This is a genomic window from Streptomyces sp. NPDC000075, from assembly GCF_040301925.1.
Classification (GTDB): domain Bacteria; phylum Actinomycetota; class Actinomycetes; order Streptomycetales; family Streptomycetaceae; genus Streptomyces; species Streptomyces polychromogenes.
The window spans coordinates 127462-145323 of sequence record NZ_JBEPFL010000023.1; the positions used below are offsets into that span (position 1 = coordinate 127462).

Consider the following 17862-nt stretch of genomic DNA (forward strand, 5'->3'; position numbering starts at 1 on the left):
CATGCCGGAACAGCACACCGTCGGGGACCGACTCGCGATGGAGAGGCGGACCGTCGAAGCGGTCCCGGAGAACGAACGGCACGGCACGCCGCGCAGCCAGTTCACCCTGTGGTTCGGCGCGAACATGCAGATCACCGCCATAGTCGACGGCGCGCTGTCCGTCGTCTTCGGCGCCGACGCCCTCTGGGCGATACCCGCGCTGCTCCTCGGCAACGTGCTCGGCGGCATCGTCATGGCGCTGCACTCCGCGCAGGGACCGCGGCTGGGCGTACCGCAGATGATCTCCAGCCGGGCGCAGTTCGGCGTGTACGGGGCGGTCCTGCCGCTGCTGCTGGTGATCCTCATGTACCTCGGCTTCGCCGCGACCGGCAGCGTGCTGGCCGGGCAGGCGCTGTCGGCGATGCTGCACATCGGCACGTCGGCCGGGATCCTCCTGTTCGGGGCGCTGACCGCCGTCGTCGCCGTGACCGGCTACCGCCTCATCCACCTCGCGGGCCGCATCGCCACCGTCGTGGGCGCGCTCGGCCTCGGCTACCTGATGGTGCGCGTGTTCACCCAGTACGACGTCGGCGCGCACGTCGGCGAGAAGGGGTTCGAGGCGGCCACCTTCCTGCTCGCCGTGGGCCTCGGGGCCGGCTGGCAGCTCACCTTCGGCCCGTACGTCGCCGACTACTCCCGCTACCTGCCCCGCGAGACCAGCACCCGCGCGACGTTCTGGTCCACCTTCGCCGGCTCCGTCATCGGATCCCAGTGGGCCATGACGCTCGGGGCGCTCACGGCGGCCGTCGCGGGCAAGGCGTTCCTGCCCGACCAGGTGGGCTTCCTCGGGAAGCTGGCCGGCCCGGCGTTCCTCGCGTTCCTCATCCACCTGGTGATCGTGGTCGGCAAGCTCACGGTCAACTGCCTGAACGCGTACGGCGGTTTCATGTCGGTCCTGACCACCGTCACCGCCTTCGACCGCCGCTCGCACGTCTCGCCCGCCGTCCGCGCCGCCTGCATCGTCGGCTTCATCACGGTGTCCATGGTCATCGCGCTCGCCGCCAGCGACGACTTCCTGAGCAATTTCAAGAACTTCGTCCTGCTGCTCCTGACGGTGTTTACCCCGTGGAGCGCGATCAATCTGGTCGACTACTACCTGATCTCGCGCGAACGCGTCGACGTCCCCGCCCTCTACGACCCGCAGGGCCGCTACGGCCGCTGGAACGCCGCCGCGCTGACCTGCTACCTCGTCGGCATCGCCGTACAGGTCCCGTTCCTGGCCACCAAGCTCTACACCGGAGCGATCACCAAGCGGCTCGACGGCGCGGACGTCTCGTGGATCGTCGGCCTGCTGATCACCTCCGCCCTGTACTGGCTGTGGGCACGGCGCACCGCGAACCCGCCCGCCGCGACCGTCCACCCGGCCGCGGACACGAGCGACTGACCCGGTGCGCCGCCGCGCCGGCGCACCGGGCCGGGCCCGTCCGCGTCCGCCGGCAGCGGCGGACGTCAGATGTCCAGGACGCCGGGGAAGGGCGGGTTCCCCACCCCGGGCGCGGTGAAGGCCAGCCAGCCGTGGCCGCTCATCGGGGTGTCCTCGTCGATCCTCTCCGGGTCGACGGTCAGCGCGTCCGCCACCTCGTTGGCGTTCGACTCCAGCGAGGCGTTGGGCTCGTACAGCCCGGGTTCCGCGTCCTCGTCTTCCGTCCAGGGCGTCTCCCAGGGCATCGGCTCGCCCGTCCAGGCCGGTTCGCGGTAGGTCTGGAAGGAGCGCAGGACCCGGCCGCCCTCGGCGATCGCCCAGGCGTGGGCGTCGTCGTAGCCGTCGCGGAAGTAGTAGTGCGCCTGCCCGCAGTGCGCGCTGACCCGGGCCAGCACCTCCTCCTCGGCGCAGGTGTCCACCGGCCCGCCGAACACCATCCGCCAGCCGGCGAACTCGGGGGTGACGAAGGCCCGCAGGACGGTCCGCTCCCCGCCGTCGGGGCCGGTGACGACGGCCGTGTCGTGCTCCACCGCCGACATGCCCAGCGCCATGGTCGCCGGGACCGGGTCGTGCAGCCCGAGGGCCTCGAAGACACCCTCGTACGCGGCGGCGGGCACCGCGATCCAGACGAAGGGGCAGAGGTGGTCGAGGGGCCGGTCGTCGGGCAGCTTGATCCGTACGAGGCGCTCCAGCGCCCGCCGGTCCCGTTCGGCCAGCGCCGCCCCGGCGCCGAGCACCGCCAGCGCCCGCAGCGCGGGGCGGCGCAGTACGCCCGGACCGCCGCGCCGGATGTCCACCAGGCCGGCGATCCCCTCGGGACCGAGCTCCTTCAGCTCCTTCTCCGCCTGCCAGGGGTCCTCCCGCCGGGCGATGCGCGTCAGGAGGGACTCGACGACCAGGTTCCGCGTGCTCATGACATCGACCCTAGCCGGTGCCCGGCCGGTGCCCTGGCCGAGCCCGGTCCGAGGATCATTTATGCTTCAGAGCGGCCACGGGGCCCGGTAGGGACACCGGCCTCATGACGCCGATCATGAAGATCCTGGGGAATCGAGCGGCCGCCGGCAGGCGTCTCCCTGATACGGGGCGCCCACCCCGCGCGCCCCGTGAACAGAAGACCCCCAGGGAGAAGTGAGGTATGGCAGTGATCTGCGTCGGAGGCATGATCGGGATCGGCAAGACGACCGTCGCCGAACTGATCGCCAAGGAGCTGGGCAGCGAGGTCTTCTACGAGAGCGTGGAAGACAACCCGATCCTCCCGCTCTTCTACACGGCGAGCCCCGAGGAGATCCAGGCCAAGCGCTACCCCTTCCTGCTCCAGCTCTACTTCCTGCAGACGCGGTTCGCCTCCATCAAGGAGGCGTACAAGAAGGGCGACAACGTCCTCGACCGCTCCATCTACGAGGACTGGTACTTCGCCAAGGTCAACCACGACCTGGGCCGGATCAGCTCCCTGGAGATGCAGGTGTACGAAGGCCTGCTCGACGAGATGATGCGCGAGATCGACGGCCTGCCGTACCGCAAGGCGCCCGACCTCATGGTCTACCTCAAGGCGGACTTCGAGACGGTGCTGCACCGCATCGGGCTGCGCGGCCGCGATTTCGAGCAGGACGAGGGCCTCGTCGAGTACTACCGGATCCTGTGGTCCGGCTACGACGACTGGGTGCACAAGCACTACTCGGCCAGCAGGGTCCTCGTCATCGACATGAACGACACCGACGTGGTGAACAACCCCGAGGACGCGGTCCGCGTGGCGCGCGAGGTCAAGGAAGCCCTGGCGGCGGGCGGGCGCGCGGCCTGACGCGGGCGCCGTTCCGGATAACCGGGACCCGTCGGCTCGGCTGAATCGTTTCACCAGTTCAGGGCGGTATCGGGCCGCCCTTTTCCGGGGAACCTCAGGATGACCGACGGCTCCGGATACCTCACGGCGGGTACACCGGCGGCCGGAGCGCCGTCGCGCCTGGAGGCACCCGTCATGAGCACACCCCGGTGGCGGCAGCTCACCGACCACCTGATGTCCGTACCCGAGAAGGTCTACGAGGGCTGGAACAGCCGCGACGGCTGGGACAACTACACGCGCTGGGGCGAGGAGTTCGGCGAGAACGGCGTCCCCTGGTGCGTGATATTCGACTGGTGCATGTACCACGACGTCGGCCTTGACGCGATCGTGCCCAAGGTCGACAACGTGAGCGCCTTCGCCTCCTGGGCCAGGGCGCGCGGCCAGTGGTCCGCGTACCCCTCCGTCGGCGCCTGGGTCGACTTCGGCGACGGCGCCCACACGGAGATCGTCACCGGCTTCGACGCGGACACCGTGTACACCAAGGGCGGCAACAGCATCCAGTCCGGATCCGTGGACCACGGCCAGGGCAACGGCGTCTGGTCGCACTCCAACCCGCGGCGCAGCAGCTACGTCACGGGCTACTTCGCGCCCCGCTACCCCGACGGGGAGTGCCCGCCCACCGCCGACCCCGACGATCCGCGCGGCGGCCCCGCCGTCGCCTCCTGGCGCTGGGACCCGCCCGCGACGTCCTACGAGCCCTTCCCGGGCGCCGGGTTCTTCACCAACGGCCGCCGCAGCCCGGTCATCGCCGCCCTGCACGAACGCCTGGTCGCCGTCGGCTGCGACCGCTACCGGAGCTCGGCCGACGCCGACGTGTGGGGTCCCGGCGACGTCCGCTCCTACCGGGCCTGGCAGCGGCGGCTCGGCTACACCGGCTCCGACGCCGACGGCGTTCCCGGCCCCGCCTCCTGGGCGCGGCTCCAGGTCCCGCACGTCGAGGACTGACGCGGGTCCGTGCCCGGGGACGCTGCCGACCGCCCCGGGCACGGGCGCTCGGGACGTCAGACGAGCGCGAGGCTGATCTGGTCGTTGAAGATCACCCAGTGCTGGCCCGGGTCACTGGTGTCACACGGCTTGGTGGAGACGTTGGGGGTGCCCCAGGCGTTGGCGAAGCAGTAGGACGGGGCGAAGTTGAGGGAGATCGCCTGCCCCGAGACGTTCCAGTACTGCCCCTGGTCGTTGGGGTTGCACGGCTTGGTGGAGACGGTCGCGCTCCCCCAGGTGTTGGCCAGACAGTAGCCGCGCGCGTTGGTCAGGGAGATCTGGTGGCCCGAGAGGGTCCAGTGCTGGCCCTGGTCGGCGGGGTCGCAGGGCTTCGAGGAGATGTTCGGGGTCCCCCAGGCGTTGGCGAGACAGTACCGGCCGGGCACCCGCGCGGTCTGCTGGGCGGCGCCGGCCGCTCCCGCCTGACCGGTCGGCAGCAGGGCGGCGGTCACGGCCAGGGCGGTGAGGGCGAGGGTCTGGCGGAGGGCGATTCGCATGGTGCCGATTCCATTCTCGATGCAGGCCGGCGGCTTTTACGCCACGGCCTGAAATCGGGGTAATTCGGCCTGGATTCAGGCGCAGGGAAATTAGTACCAGCGGTCGCCGGGCGAGAAATAATCGCGCACAGTCCATTCACTCGAACCAGGTAGTCCCCGGATGATCCGATGATCTTCGGCTCGGAGATTTCCCCGCTGCGAGCAGGCGAGAGGCAGACCGTACAGGCAGTGTGAAGTGAACTCCGCGCCCCTCCGGCCAGGTCGGCGAATTCAAGCCAGGTCGGCCTTGAATTAAAAATCGGCCACCCGCCGCGATATATGCACTGCGGAAACGTTCCGGATGGCCGATATCGTGGCGCATTCGCGCACGGCTTGCTGGCGGAATTCCGGTGGCCGCACCGGCCGCCGGGCCGTCAGCGCCCGAGCGCACTCCGGACGGTGAGTCCGTGGTGGCGGCGCAGGCGGCGCATCTCCCACCAGGAGAGGGCCGTGACCGTGACGGGGGCGCCGGCCAGCACCGGCGGCACCACAGGATCTTCCGGCCCCGGGAGGGCGCGGCGGGCACGGGCGGGAGCGGCGGCGGGTACGGGCCGTAGCCGTACGAGCGCCCCTGGGGCGGCAGTTGAGGGTGGGGGTACCCCTGCGGCGGGCCCTGGTACGGGTACCCCTGTGGTGGCGGGGCGCCCTGGGCGGGTCCTCCCGTGGGCGGCGGGCCGCCCACGCCGCCCGCCGGTCCCCCGTACCCGCCCCCGCCGTACCCGCTCACCGGTACCCCTCCGTCCCGCCGTCCCGCCCGGCCCCGTCGATGGCAGGCATCGTAATCGGCGAGGGGTCCGGGGCCGCGGGCGCGTCGGCCGGACCGCGACGGGGCCGTCACGGTCCGGCCGTCGCCTTCCGCAGCCCGTACCGCTTCCCCGACTCCGGGGAGCCGAGGGGCCGTTCGATCCGGGGCCGGCTGCCGGTGCCGCCGACGCTCCACTCGGGCGGCCAGGCACACCCCGGTACGAGGACGCGCACGCGCTGGGCCCGGGGGTCCCGTCCCGGCGCGTACGTCCAGGTGCCGGAGCCCGCGCACCGGCGCGACGGGCCGTCGGGCGGGTCGCCGGGGGCGTGTTCGCCGACGCCGGAGGCCGTGACCCGGCCGTCCGGGGTGAAGACGAGGGTTCCGCCCGTGTGGTCGACCCAGGTGCCGGGCATGGTCGCGGGACCGATCAACGGCGGCTCGTACGCGGGCAGCAGTCCGGTGCCCAGTCCGAGGGCGCCCAGCAGTCCCGTCCCGGCGACCAGGGCCGAGCCCCAGGTGGCCACCCGCCGGAGCTGTGCCGGGTTCCGGGACCGGGCGGCCAGGCCGCCCGCCGAGAGCGCCGCCGTGGCCGCCGCCCAGAACAGGAGCGCGCTCCGCGCCTCCACCCGGTTGTACGCGGCGAAGCCCACGACCGGCGGGGCCACCAGCACCGCCACCGCCGGCGGCACCCGCCACCACGCCTCCCGGCCGCCGCTCCGGCGGCGGGGCAGGCCGGCCAGCGCGACCGCCGGCAGCACGAAGAGCGCGGAGAGGAGGAACGCGACCACGCCGGTGATCACACCGAACGAGAGCAGGCCCGCCGCCAGGGCGGAGTGGTCGACCGGGGTGTCCGGCGGCGGCTGTGTCCGGACGTAGAGGAGGACCACCACGACGGCGAGCGCGACCTCCAGGCAGCCGACCAGCGTCGAGACCACCAGCATCCGTCCGTACGACCGTGTCTGACGCACGGTCACCCCCTCGCGCCACGGTGCGGCGAACGCGTCCGCCCGGCCGGGCGGCGTGGATCCATTCTGCCAGCCGGGCTGAACGCGTTCAATAAATTCCCGCTCGCGCGGCCGGGGTCCGTCAGGCCGGCACCGAGGAGGCCGGCGCGCGGCGCGACAGGGCGTCGGACGCCTTGGCCGTGGCGTACAGGGAGACGGCGAGGGCGAGGGCCATCGCCGCTCCGGCGGCGAAGAGGCTGCCGGAGGACACGGCCTTCGGGCTGCCCGCCTCGGCGCGGGCGGAGCCGGCGAGGAACGGTACGACCGCCAGGACCGCGAGCCCGAGGACCACCTCGCCCCAGACGACCAGCGGAAAGTGACGCAGGGTCAGATGGCGCAGGGAGGCGGTCTCGTCGGCGCGGCGGGCCCGGGCGATGCGGGGCATGAGCCAGAACTGGTTGAAGGCCCCGGCGGCGACGAGGCCGAGGACGAGGAGGAGCTTCACGAGCAGGGCGAGGCCGTAGCCGGTGGTCCACAGCTGGGAGACCGCGCCGACGTGCTTCCAGCTGAGCCAGAGCCCGGAGAGGAGGACGGCGCCGACGCAGACCAGGGCGACCAGGCTGAACCGGCGCCACATGTCGGCCCACAGCGCGCCGGCGCCGTCGCCGAGGCGCGCGCGGGTGCCGGCGAGGGCGACGAGCAGGACGAGACCGCCGAGCCAGACGGAGCCGGAGACGATGTGGACCTGGTTCAGCAGGAGATCGAGCCAGCGGTCGAGGTCGGCCGGGGTGGTGGCGGGGACGGCGCCGATCAGGGTGATGGCGAGGGCCCCCGGCAGCGCCGCGAGGGCGATGCGGTCCACGTGGCGGCGGACGGGCGGGGCGGACAGGGCGAGCAGTGCGGCCGCCGTGACGAGGAGGACCAGGTTCTGGACGATGTAGAGGTCGCCCTGGGCGATCCAGGCCCCCTTGGCGGCGGGGGCCCGCAGGAAGTCCATGATCGCGCCCGGGGCGAGCGCGTCGCCGAAGGCCATGCCCTTTCCGGCGCGGGCGACGCGGCCGGCCAGCTGGAAGTAACCGGCGAGCAGCAGCACCAGTCCCGCCCAGGCCAGGCAGGCCGCCGATCTGGACCTCAGCACCACGGCGTCCCCGGGATCGCCCGCACTCCGGGCTCCCCTGAGGGAGGGGCGCACGGTGGTGGCGTAGGTGACGGTGGCGCCGATGGCGCCGCTCAGGCCGACGAAGTATCCGGTCTTCGTCAGGATCCGCCAGGTGGGGGGCGTGGTGTATCCGGCCGCGTCGGCGGCCAGCAGCAGGGGGTTCATAAGGGGAGCCTAGCCTTAGTTAGGTGACCCTACCCTTACTCTTCGGCTTCCAATTGTTCATCCTTCATCAATTTGTGACGCACCGTCCGCGCCGGGACCGGGGGGCCGAGCCGCCCGCCGGGGCGCTATGTCCGGATCGCAAAGATATTCTGGGAAATGTGATCGAGTCTGGACGGCTGCGGCCCCGTCTGCGCTACGGCCGGGGGTGGCTCGTGCGGCTGTCGCCGGTCTTCCTGACCATCGTGATCGCCGGCCTGGCCTACGCCACTCCCCCGGAGCTGGCCTTCAGCCGTCTCCTGCCCGCGGCCCCGGCCCTGGCCGCCGCCATGTGGCCGGTCCTCCCCACCATCCTGCTCGGCACGGTCTGCCTCATCCTGATGATCGGCCTCAGCCTGGTCTTCCCCGACCTGGGGACGTGGTGGACGGCCGCCGGGATCATCGCGGTCACCGTGGCCGCCGCCTACGGCAGCCACCTGCGCCTCCAGCGCGAGCGCACCCTCTTCCAGGTGAGGCTCGTCGCCGAGGCCGCGCAGCAGGTGGTGCTGAGCCCTCTGCCGCGCCGCCTCGGGAACATCGAGATCGAGTCGCTGTACCTCGCGGCCGCGGCGGAGGCCCGCATCGGCGGGGACTTCTACGAGGTCGTCGACACCCCGTACGGGGTCAGGCTGCTCATCGGCGACGTGCGGGGCAAGGGCCTGCCGGCCGTCGGGGCCGCCGCCGCCATCGTCAACGCCTTCCGGGAGGCGGCCTACGACGAGAGGGACATGGTCGACGTCGCCCGCCGGCTGGACGCCAGCAGCACCCGGTACAACGCCGCCTTCTCCCCCGACGGGTCCACCGAGCGCTTCGCCACCGCCCTGCTGGCCGAGATCCCGCACGAGGGCCGCCGCATCGACATCCTCAACTGCGGCCACCCGCCGCCGATGCTCCTCAACCACGGGGACCTGCGCGTCCTCGAATCCGCGGCCCCCTCGCCGCTGCTCAGCCTCGCGGAACTGATCGGCGATCACTACACGGTCGACACCTTCGACTTCGCCCCCGGCGACCTGCTGCTGCTCTACACCGACGGGATCGCCGAGACCCGCGCCCGCGACGGCGCCTTCTTCCCGCTGGCCGCATGGATGCGCCGCCAGCCGCCGACCCCGCCCCGCGCCCTGCTCACGGCCCTGCACCACGACCTCCTGCGCCACAGCAGGGGAGACCTCGACGACGACATCGCCGCCCTCGCCGTACGGCTGGGCGAGCCCCGGGGGCCGGAGTCCGCGTGAGCGCCCGCGCCTGCCGCTGACCCCGAGGCGCCGCTGACCCCGAGTGCCGGGCGCCGGCCTTCAAGCGCCGGGCGACTTTTCCCCGTGACGGCCATTGATCCCGCGCGAACCCTTCCGGAGTGTTGCAACATGTGCAATTTTACATGTCACATGTCAACAGCCCGTGTCCCCACACGTGGCCACAACGGCCCCGGAGGCCCCCGCAGATGCATCCCTTCCGGATATCGAAGGCCGGCGCGCGCAGACTCCCGGCGCTCGGCGCCGCCGTCTTCATCGCGCTCGGCCTGTTCACACCACCGAGCCAGGCCGCCTCCGGCGCCGCCACCGCGCCGGCCGGTGCGCGGGCGCACGGCACGACGGCCCCGGCCCCGCGGTCCATCCCGGTTCCCAGGTCGCCCGACGCCCTGCGGAGCACCTCCCGCCGGCACATCTCCCCGCTGGACGCGGCCGAGGAGAGCGCCCCGCCCCCGGCCCCGGCCGTCAAGCCCCTCAAGACCGACAAAGCCGACAAGCAGTCCCCGTCCGCCGCCGCGGACGCCTGCGGCGACCTCTCCGGCGTGATCAACGCCACCGGCGCGGCCCTGGTCCAGCAGCTCAAGGCCCTCCCGCAGATCACCTGTACCTACCCCCTGTTCGGCCTCACCGGCGACAACGCGCGCAAGGCCTTCCGCGAACCCCAGATGGTGACCGTCGCCGACGCGCTGCGCGACGCCTCCGCCGGCTACACCGGCGACAACAGCGCCGCCGTCGGGCAGCTGGTGCTGTTCCTGCGCGCCGGCTACTACGTCCAGGACAACAACGCGGACACCGTCGGCGCCTACGGCCCGGCCCTGGACACCGCCGCCCGCGGGGCCCTGGACGCCTTCTTCGCCTCCCCGCGCAGCAAGGACGTCACCGACGCCAACGGCGCGATCCTCAACGAGGTCGTCACGCTGATCGACAGCACCCACACGGCCGGCCGCTACGCCGGCGTGGTCAAGTGGCTGCTCGGCGGCTACGACGGCACGTGGCCCGCGCAGATGGACCTCGCCATGCAGCACGTCGAATGGGTCGTCCAGAACGGCTTCAAGGCCAAGGCCGACGACCGCGGCTGGCGGGCCGCCCTCAAGGCCGATCCGTCCCTCCTCGACACCTGGGCGGGCTTCATCACCCGCAACGGCGCCCAGCTCAACCGCCTGGACGTCGTCAGCAACGTCGGCCGCTACCTCGGCTACGCGCTGGACGTCCCCGAGCTCAAGGACCGGGTCCGGCCGCTGCTCAAGGACCTGATCAACCGCTACCCGAACGTCGGCCCCACCGCCCCCCTCACCATGAACCTGGGCTGGTACACCCGCCAGTACGACAAGGGCAACTGCGCGGCCTACGCCATCTGCGACCTGGGCACCCGCGTCCTGCCCTCGGTCCTGCCGATCCAGCACACCTGCACCCCGGGCCTGAAGATCCGCGCCCAGGACATGTCCCCCGGCCAGCTGGAGAGCACCTGCACCAGCCTGGTCGGCGAGGACGCCTACTTCCACCGGATCATCGGCGACAAGGGCGCGATCCCCGGCGACCAGAACACCAACCTGGAGGTGGTCGTCTTCGACGACTACTCCCAGTACGCGCTGTACGCCTGGGCCGTCTACGACATCGACGTCGACAACGGCGGCATGTACGAGGAGGGCAACCCCGCCGCCCCCGGCAACCAGGCGCGCTTCATCGCCCACGAGGCCGACTGGCTGCGCCCGTCCTTCCAGATCTGGAACCTCAACCACGAGTACACCCACTACCTCGACGGCCGCTACGACATGGCCGGCGACTTCGAGGCCGGTATGACCACGCCGACCGTCTGGTGGGTCGAGGGCATCGCGGAGAACATCTCGTACGGCTACCGCGACCAGCGCAACACCGACGCGATCGCCGAGGCCGGAAAGCGGACCTACAAGCTCAGTGAGCTGTTCGACACCGTCTACGGCCAGGACCCGGACCCCGCCGTCACCTCCAACCGGGTCTACCGCTGGGGCTTCCTCGCCGTCCGCTACATGCTCCAGCAGCACCGCGCCGACGTGGAGACCGTGCTCGGCAAGTACCGCGCCGGCGACTGGAACGGCGCCCGCGCCTTCCTGAAGCAGACCATCGGCACGAACTACGACGCCGGCTTCGCCGCCTGGCTGACGACCACCTGCGCGACCGACGGCTGCGGCCCGCTGCCGCAGGCCCCCGCCGCCCCGCTCTGCACCGGAGCCGACCCCCGCGCGTTCGACGCGAACTGCCGCCGGGACGGTCTCACGGCCGCCGCCGGCAACTACAGCTACCACTTCGTTTACCTGCCGGCCGGAGTCAAGCAGCTGACCATCACCAGCGGCGGCGGCACCGGCAACGCCGACCTGTACTACAACGGCGGCGCCTGGGCCACCACGAGCGCCTACCAGGCCAAGTCCGCGGGCGCCGGCAACGCCGAGACCCTGACGATCGACAACCCGCCGTCCGGCTGGGTGTACTTCAGCCTCGCCGCCGCACAGGACTTCGGCGGCGTGAGCCTGTCCACGCAGACCCGGTGAGCCCTGCCGCCGGGGCCGGTCAGGCCCCGGCGGTACGGCTGTGAGAGGGTCGGGCCCGGTTCGGACACGCGGCGGGCGCGGGAGGCGGCATGAACAGGGCAGTGGTGCTCGTGGCGGACGACGACGCCGCCATCCGGCGGTCCCTGGAGCGCGGCCTGCGGCTGAGCGGGTTCACCGTGGTCCTCGCCGAGGACGGGCCCTCGGCCCTCGCCCAGGCGGACGCCCGGACCCCCGACGTGCTCGTCCTGGACGTGTCCATGCCGGGGCTGACCGGCACGGAGGTGTGCCGGAGCCTGCGCGCCCGGGGTGACGAGACCCCCGTCCTGATGCTGTCGGCCCTCGACGAGCTCGCCGACCGGGTCGCCGGGCTCCAGGCCGGCGCCGACGACTACCTCGTCAAACCCTTCGCCCTGGAGGAACTGGTCCTGCGCCTGCACGCCCTGCTGCGGCGCAGCCCGGCGCGCGGCGGCCGCGACGTGCTGCGGGCGGGACCGCTGGAGATGGACCAGGCGACCCGCCAGGTGCGCAACGGCGGGACCGAGGTCCACCTCACCCGGCGGGAGTTCGAACTGCTCGCCGCCCTGGTGCGCAACGCGGGCCTCGTCCTGACCCGCGACCAGCTGCTGGAACGAGTGTGGGGTTACGACTTCGAGGTCCGCACCGACGCCGTCGACACCTTCGTCAGCTACCTGCGCCGCAAACTGGAGGAGGGCGGGCGCCCCCGGCTGATCCACACGGTGCGCGGCGTCGGGTTCGTCCTGCGCGTGCCCGACGCGGGGGGCCGGCCGTGAAGCTCGCCACCCGGATCGCGGTCTCGGTCACCGTGGTCATGCCGCTGCTGGTGCTGGCCGCCGGGCTGCTGGTGCTCGGGCTGGTCAGCCGGGACCTGCGCCAGCAGCAGGACGCGCGGCTCCAGGACCGGGCCTCGGCCGTCCTGCCGGACGTACGGGCCCTGCTGGCCGCCGACCGCGGCGGCCGGCCCAAGGCCGAGCAGAACCAGCACCGCAAGGTGCTCGGCGACGCCCTCGACGCGGGGATCCGGGTGCGCGGCGCGGACGGGACGACCGTGCTGGAAGGGGGCCCGCAGCCCGACGCGGCGGTGCGGCTGCCCGACCGCACCCCGGACGGGCCGGTCACCGTGCGCGCCAAGGGCCACGCCTGGCGGGTGCTGAGCGTGCCGGTGCCGGGGGCCGTGCCGGGGAACCTGTGGGTGTACACGCCGGCTTCGGCGGCCGATCCGCAGGTCGCCTCGGTGCGGCGGCGGGTCCTGCTGGTGGCCCTGCTGGCCGCCCCGGTGTCGGGGCTGCTGGCGTACGGGCTGGCGGCGCGCGCGACCGCCTCCGTACGACGGCTGAGCCGACGGGCCGCCGGGCTCGACCCGGCCGCCGGGGCGGCGGCCTTCGCCGGGCCGCCGGCGGGGATCGCCGAGGTGGACGAGCTGTCCGCGGCCATCGGCCAGCTCCTGACCCGCTACGACGAGCAGGCGGCGCGGACCGGGCAGGCCCTGGAGACCGCCCGGTCCTTCTCCTCCGCCGCCTCGCACGAGCTGCGCACCCCGCTGATGAGCATGCGGACGGACCTGGACGTGCTCGCCGCCCACCCCGACCTCTCCCCCGCCGAACGGGCCGAGGTGGTGCGGGACCTGCGCGAGGACCACGCCCGGCTGCTCGAACTGCTCGGCGCGCTGCGGATGCTCGCGCTCGGCGACCTGGTGGAGGTCTCCGCCTTCGCCCCGCTCGACCTGTGCGAGGTGGTGGACGCGGCCGCCGGCGAGGCGAAGCGGCGGCACGGCGGGGAGGTGCTCGAACTGGAGGCGGAGCTCCCGGCGGAGCTGCGGGTCTTCGGCTGGGAGGCCGGTCTGAAGATCATGCTGGACAACCTGCTGCGCAACGCCGTGGTGCACGGGCACGGGCCGGGCGAGCCGTCCCGGGTCCGGGTCCGGCTGCGTGCCGAGGGCGCCTTCGCCGTGCTGACGGTGGACGACGAGGGGCCCGGTGTGCCGTCCGCCGAACGCGAGTCCGTCTTCCTCCGCTTCCAGCACCGGCCCGGCAGCCCCGGTTCGGGCCTCGGGCTGACGCTGGTGGCCCAGCAGGCCGCGCTGCACCGGGGCACGGTCGGCGTGGGCGACGCCCCGGGCGGGGCGGGGGCGCGTTTCGAGGTGCGACTGCCGCTGGTCTCGGACGGGGAACCGACGCTGCGGCTGCTGCCCGCGCGGCGCGACTGGATCTCCCGCGACGGCTGAGGCGGCTGCGGGGGCGGGGGCGGGGGCGGCCCGCGCGGTCACAAGGAATCCACAAAAACGGTCCCTAGCGTCCTGTCCGGCAGGCGCGCCCACGCGTCGGCCCGTCGCACCGAAGGGGATACCACCATGCTCGCGAACCGTAGGACCGCCGCCGCGATCGGCGCCGTCGCCCTGGCCGGTGCGCTGCTGTCGGCCGGCCCGGCCCAGGCCGACGGCACCTCGCCGAGCCCCGCCGCGTCCGCGAAGTCCGCGCCGAAGAGCGACGGCGCGAAGGGGATCTGCAAGCGCCTGCCGAAAACCGAGGCCCGGATCGGCGCCGCCCTGACCCGGCTGAACGGCGACGCCACCGTCGCGGGCTCGATCGCCCGGCTGGAGCAGCGCGTCACGGAGGCCAAGAACGCCGGCCACACGGAGGTCCAGACGTACCTGAACGACCGCCTGACATTCCGCAAGGGCCTGGTGCCGACCCTCCAGAAGCGCCAGGCGGACCTGAAGTCCGTCTCCACCTGGTGCGCCGCGCAGGGGTCCAAGTGAGCTCCGGCCGTCGCGGCGCCGCCGCACTCGTCGCCCTCGCCGCCGGGGCGGTCCTGCTGCTGACCGGGTGCGGGGGCGGCAAGGAGGCCCACCCCAAGGCGGAGCAGTCGGCGGGTGTCGACGGCGGTGCCGCCGGCATGCAAGCGAAGCTGGACGCCGCCGACGGCGCGGCCGCGCAGGCGGAGACGGACGCCTCGCAGAACAACTGACCCTCCCCGCACCTCTCGCAGGCCCGCCCGGCCCGACCGGGCGGGCCTTCGACGTACGCCGGGCGGGCCTTCGGCGTACGCGGGGAACGGCCCGGCCCGGGGTGCGGCGGCCCGGCACCCGCCCGGGCGGCGCAACCTGTCGGCCGGGACGCTCGTTTGGCTCCGGAAGAGATCCAACGGAGTAGCCCTCGGAGCGCCTGCGTGCCTTGTGCGGCGGGCTCCCCTTCGATGGTTGCCCACCCCACCCCCACCGGAACAGGCGGCTCCATGACGTCCCATCCCTCCCGGCTCTCCCGCCGCGACGTGTTCTCCGCCGCGCTCGCGCTCGGAGCCGCCACCGTCCTGCCCGCCGCCGCCTCCGGGGCGGCCCGCGCCGCCACCGGCTCCGGGAGGTCCGGGAGGCGGGACGGGGCCACGGGGCCCCGGATCACCGACTGCGACGGCTGGGGTGCCCGCGAGGCGTCCGAGGAGGTGGTGGTCCTCGACACCCGCCCCGAGCGGATCATCGTGCACCACACCGCCTCGGCCAACGTGAGCGACTACTCGCGGGAGCGGGCCCACGCGCTCGCCCGGGCCATCCAGACGTACCACATGGACGCGCAGGGCTGGATCGACACCGGTCAGCACTTCACCGTCAGCCGGGGCGCCTTCGTCCTGGAGGGCCGCCACCACAGTCTGGCCGCTCTGGACGCCGGGGACCGGCTGGTGCGGGGCGCCCACTGCGTGGGGCAGAACAGCGTGGCCATCGGCATCGAGAACGAGGGCACCTACACGAGCGAGGCGCCTCCCGCGGCGCAGTTCTCCGCCCTCGCCGACCTGTGCGCCCACGTCTGCCGCCAGTACGACGTCTCCCCGTCCGAGATCTACGGGCACCGGGATTTCAACAACACCGCCTGCCCCGGCGACCGGCTCTACGCGATGCTGCCGCAGCTGCGCCAGGACGTGGCCCGCCGGCTGGGGAGCGGCCGGCCCGTGGCGCTGCCGCGCTGGCCCGTGCGCCTGCCCGGGGGCTGGTCCGCCGGCCCGGCCGCCGGATCCCTCCCGGAATACCTCCCGGCGGGGCTCCTCGACCCGCTCCGGGGCCGCTGACGCCGCGCCCGGCCCCGGGGCTTTGGCATGATCACCTCGAACGTTCGAGGTGACGACCGAGAAGAGAGGGCCCCGTCATGACCGGCAGGCCATCGCTGCGCGACTACATCGACCGCTACGCGGCCGGTGAGATCCCCCGTGACGAGGCCCTCGCGGCCATCGCCGCCTGGGAGTTCGAGGAGGAGTGGTTCGATCCGGCCCACACGGCGCCGACGCACCAGGACAACACCCTGGCCGTGGTGGACCAGGCCCGTGCGCTCGGGCGGCTCACGCCCGCCGACGTCGAGGTGATCCGGGAACGTCTGCGCCTGCGCGGGTTCTGAGTCCAGAGGGTCGAAGTCGAGCGGAAAGGGAAGCAGACGTGCCCGTGACGGGGGAATACGAGCCGCTCTACCGGGAGCTCCAGCAGCGCATGGGCCCCGGCGGAGACCTCGCGGTGGACGGGGAGTTCGACACCGCGAACCAGCACCGGCCGGGGGGGCTGTGGACGCCCGGCCGGGCGCTGCTGCACGACGCGCTGATCGACCGGTTCAGGAGCCGGTGCGCGGGCAAGCCGCGGGACGGCCATGCCGTGCTGTTCACGGGCGGGGCGCCGGGGTCGGGCAAGGGCAGGGCCCAGCGGAACCTGTCGGGGTGGCAGGCACAGGATTCCGCGCTCGGTGAGGAGTTGCGCCGGGTGCACGGCGTGGACCTCGACGACTACGTGGTCCTCGATCCGGACGAGTTCAAGGTCGCGCTCTTCGAGCTGGGCGGCGCGCCGCAGATGCCGGAGGCCCACGACCGCCTGTCCGACGGGCGGCCGCTGTCGCCGTCGGAGAAGGCCTCGCTGGTGCACCGGGAGTCGGGCCACATCCAGAACGTCGTCGAGCGGTGGGCCCGCGGTGAGGGCTACAACCTGCTGTACGACCAGTCCCTGCGGGCCCTGGGGTGGACCTCGAACCTCCTGACGGACCTTCAGCGGGAGGGCTACGACAAGCGCGTGCTGCTGTCCGTGGAGGTGCCCGAGGAGCAGTGCCTCCAGCAGAACGCCGACCGCTGGGCGGCCGGCCGCCGCGAGTTCGACGCGGGACGCGACTGGTACGGCGGACGCATGGCGCCCGAGGGCTTCATCAGGGGCCTCTACGCGGACAGTGTGACGGGGCGCGGCTACTCCGTCGGCCGGGAGAACGCCGAGAAGCTCGCGGAACAGGGCCTGGCCACCGGGCTGATCACCACCGACCGGGGCGATTTCGGTCCGGGGGCGCGGCCGGGGCCGGAGGTCGCCGGTCCGGGTGCGGCGGGCCCGGGCTTCCGGCAGGGGGACACCACGGTGCGGGTCGGCCGGGGCGCGGAGTTCCTGACCGGCGTGAACCTCCGCTCCCCGCTGGTCCGTTCTCCGGGCGGGGTGGGCTCCGCGCCGCCGCCGCCCGCCGCCGGACCCGGGCCCTCGCGCGGTCCGGGGGTCGGTATGTGACGCGCCCGGGCGGACGCTCCACGCCGAATCCGTTCCCGTTCGAGGAGTTCTCGTCCTTTGGGTGGAATCTTCGACTCCACAGGCTCCACTGGGACGAAAGGACAAAGGGAATGGCGAAGTCAGGGCGCAGGTTCGGCATCACCGCCGTGGTGGCAGCGTTGGCGGCCGCGATGATCACTTTCGCGGGTCCGCAGGGAGCCAGTGCGCAGGACCAGGGACGCCGGGGCTGGGACCACTTCGGGTTCGGGGTGCCGTGGGAGGACTCCTACGGGTACTCGCAGGCCATCAGAGCGGGAGACACGATCTACATCTCGGGCCAGCTGTCGCATGACGCGGCGGGGAACATCGTGGGGGTCGGCGACTTCGAGAAGCAGGTGCGCACCTCGTTCGCCAACCTCGACAAGGTCCTGGCGCACTACCGGATCCCGCGCAGCCAGATCATCAGCATGAAGATCTACACGAAGGACCTGCGCAAGAACTTCGACACGGCCGCGCGGCTCCACAAGGAGTACAACGGCAACCACCGCACGACCGACACCATCCTCGGCGTCTCCGACCTGGCCTTCCCCGACCAGCTGGTGGAGATCGAGGCCGTCGCTCTGGCGAAGCCCCGCTCCTGACCGGAGCACCCCGGCCGAGGGGGCGGGGGGGGGGCCCGGCCCCCGGCCCCCCGCCGGGGGGGCCGGCCCCCCCCC

The 17862-nt window shown here is 73.0% G+C and carries 17 protein-coding genes; 13 read left to right on the forward strand and 4 right to left on the reverse strand.

Annotated elements, in window-relative coordinates:
- Position 1: 1 nt before the first annotated feature.
- The gene (locus ABT403_RS25145) at positions 2-1423 is read left to right on the forward strand and encodes a purine-cytosine permease family protein (protein WP_344158429.1); all 1422 of its coding nucleotides are present in this window, start codon (positions 2-4) and stop codon (positions 1421-1423) included.
- 65 nt (positions 1424-1488) lie between these two features.
- Here ABT403_RS25145 and ABT403_RS25150 read toward each other — a convergent pair whose 3' ends face one another.
- Positions 1489-2376 carry a hypothetical protein gene (locus tag ABT403_RS25150; RefSeq protein WP_344158427.1) on the reverse strand — a complete coding sequence of 296 codons (888 nt, stop codon included), beginning with the start codon at positions 2374-2376 and terminating at the stop codon, positions 1489-1491.
- Positions 2377-2597: 221 nt separating this feature from the next.
- On the opposite strand from ABT403_RS25150, the gene ABT403_RS25155 reads away from it, so the two are divergent.
- Both ABT403_RS25155 and ABT403_RS25160 read left to right on the forward strand, forming a co-directional pair.
- A complete protein-coding gene (locus ABT403_RS25155) occupies positions 2598-3260 on the forward strand; it encodes a deoxynucleoside kinase (protein ID WP_344158425.1) in 663 nt (220 codons plus the stop codon).
- Positions 3261-3434: 174 nt separating this feature from the next.
- The gene (locus ABT403_RS25160) at positions 3435-4244 is read left to right on the forward strand and encodes a peptidoglycan-binding protein (RefSeq protein WP_344158423.1); all 810 of its coding nucleotides are present in this window, start codon (positions 3435-3437) and stop codon (positions 4242-4244) included.
- Positions 4245-4300: 56 nt separating this feature from the next.
- On the opposite strand, the gene ABT403_RS25165 is transcribed toward ABT403_RS25160, so the two are convergent.
- The 3 genes from ABT403_RS25165 to ABT403_RS25175 form a co-directional block, all read right to left on the reverse strand.
- The gene (locus tag ABT403_RS25165) at positions 4301-4780 is read right to left on the reverse strand and encodes a ricin-type beta-trefoil lectin domain protein (protein ID WP_344158421.1); all 480 of its coding nucleotides are present in this window, start codon (positions 4778-4780) and stop codon (positions 4301-4303) included.
- An 873-nt stretch (positions 4781-5653) separates the two neighbouring features.
- A complete protein-coding gene (locus ABT403_RS25170) occupies positions 5654-6532 on the reverse strand; it encodes a hypothetical protein (protein ID WP_344158419.1) in 879 nt (292 codons plus the stop codon).
- A 118-nt stretch (positions 6533-6650) separates the two neighbouring features.
- Positions 6651-7832: a CopD family protein gene (locus tag ABT403_RS25175; RefSeq protein WP_344158417.1), complete on the reverse strand. Its 1182-nt coding sequence runs from the start codon at positions 7830-7832 to the stop codon at positions 6651-6653.
- 158 nt (positions 7833-7990) lie between these two features.
- On the opposite strand from ABT403_RS25175, the gene ABT403_RS25180 reads away from it, so the two are divergent.
- From ABT403_RS25180 to ABT403_RS25225, 10 genes are all read left to right on the forward strand, one after another.
- Positions 7991-9100 carry a PP2C family protein-serine/threonine phosphatase gene (locus ABT403_RS25180; RefSeq protein WP_344158415.1) on the forward strand — a complete coding sequence of 370 codons (1110 nt, stop codon included), beginning with the start codon at positions 7991-7993 and terminating at the stop codon, positions 9098-9100.
- A 206-nt stretch (positions 9101-9306) separates the two neighbouring features.
- Entirely contained in the window at positions 9307-11640 is a 2334-nt protein-coding gene (locus ABT403_RS25185; protein ID WP_344158413.1) for a M9 family metallopeptidase, read from the forward strand.
- An 89-nt stretch (positions 11641-11729) separates the two neighbouring features.
- Complete coding sequence (locus ABT403_RS25190; RefSeq protein WP_344158411.1) at positions 11730-12431, forward strand: response regulator transcription factor; 702 nt, start codon at positions 11730-11732, stop codon at positions 12429-12431.
- Positions 12428-13882, forward strand: coding sequence for a sensor histidine kinase (locus ABT403_RS25195; protein WP_344158409.1), 1455 nt, complete (start codon positions 12428-12430; stop codon positions 13880-13882). The genes ABT403_RS25190 and ABT403_RS25195 overlap by 4 nt, the downstream gene beginning before the upstream one ends.
- Before the next feature lie 126 nt (positions 13883-14008).
- A complete protein-coding gene (locus ABT403_RS25200; protein ID WP_344158407.1) occupies positions 14009-14416 on the forward strand; it encodes a hypothetical protein in 408 nt (135 codons plus the stop codon).
- Positions 14413-14625: a hypothetical protein gene (locus ABT403_RS25205; protein ID WP_344158405.1), complete on the forward strand. Its 213-nt coding sequence runs from the start codon at positions 14413-14415 to the stop codon at positions 14623-14625. The genes ABT403_RS25200 and ABT403_RS25205 overlap by 4 nt, the downstream gene beginning before the upstream one ends.
- 267 nt (positions 14626-14892) lie before the next feature.
- A complete protein-coding gene (locus tag ABT403_RS25210) occupies positions 14893-15714 on the forward strand; it encodes a peptidoglycan recognition protein family protein (RefSeq protein ID WP_344158403.1) in 822 nt (273 codons plus the stop codon).
- Between the two features lie 77 nt (positions 15715-15791).
- Complete coding sequence (locus ABT403_RS25215) at positions 15792-16037, forward strand: hypothetical protein (protein WP_344158401.1); 246 nt, start codon at positions 15792-15794, stop codon at positions 16035-16037.
- Positions 16038-16075: 38 nt separating this feature from the next.
- Positions 16076-17167, forward strand: a complete 1092-nt coding sequence (locus tag ABT403_RS25220; protein ID WP_351649892.1) for a zeta toxin family protein — start codon at positions 16076-16078, stop codon at positions 17165-17167.
- Positions 17168-17277: 110 nt separating this feature from the next.
- Entirely contained in the window at positions 17278-17787 is a 510-nt protein-coding gene (locus ABT403_RS25225; RefSeq protein WP_344158397.1) for a RidA family protein, read from the forward strand.
- The last annotated feature ends 75 nt before the right edge of the window (positions 17788-17862 follow it).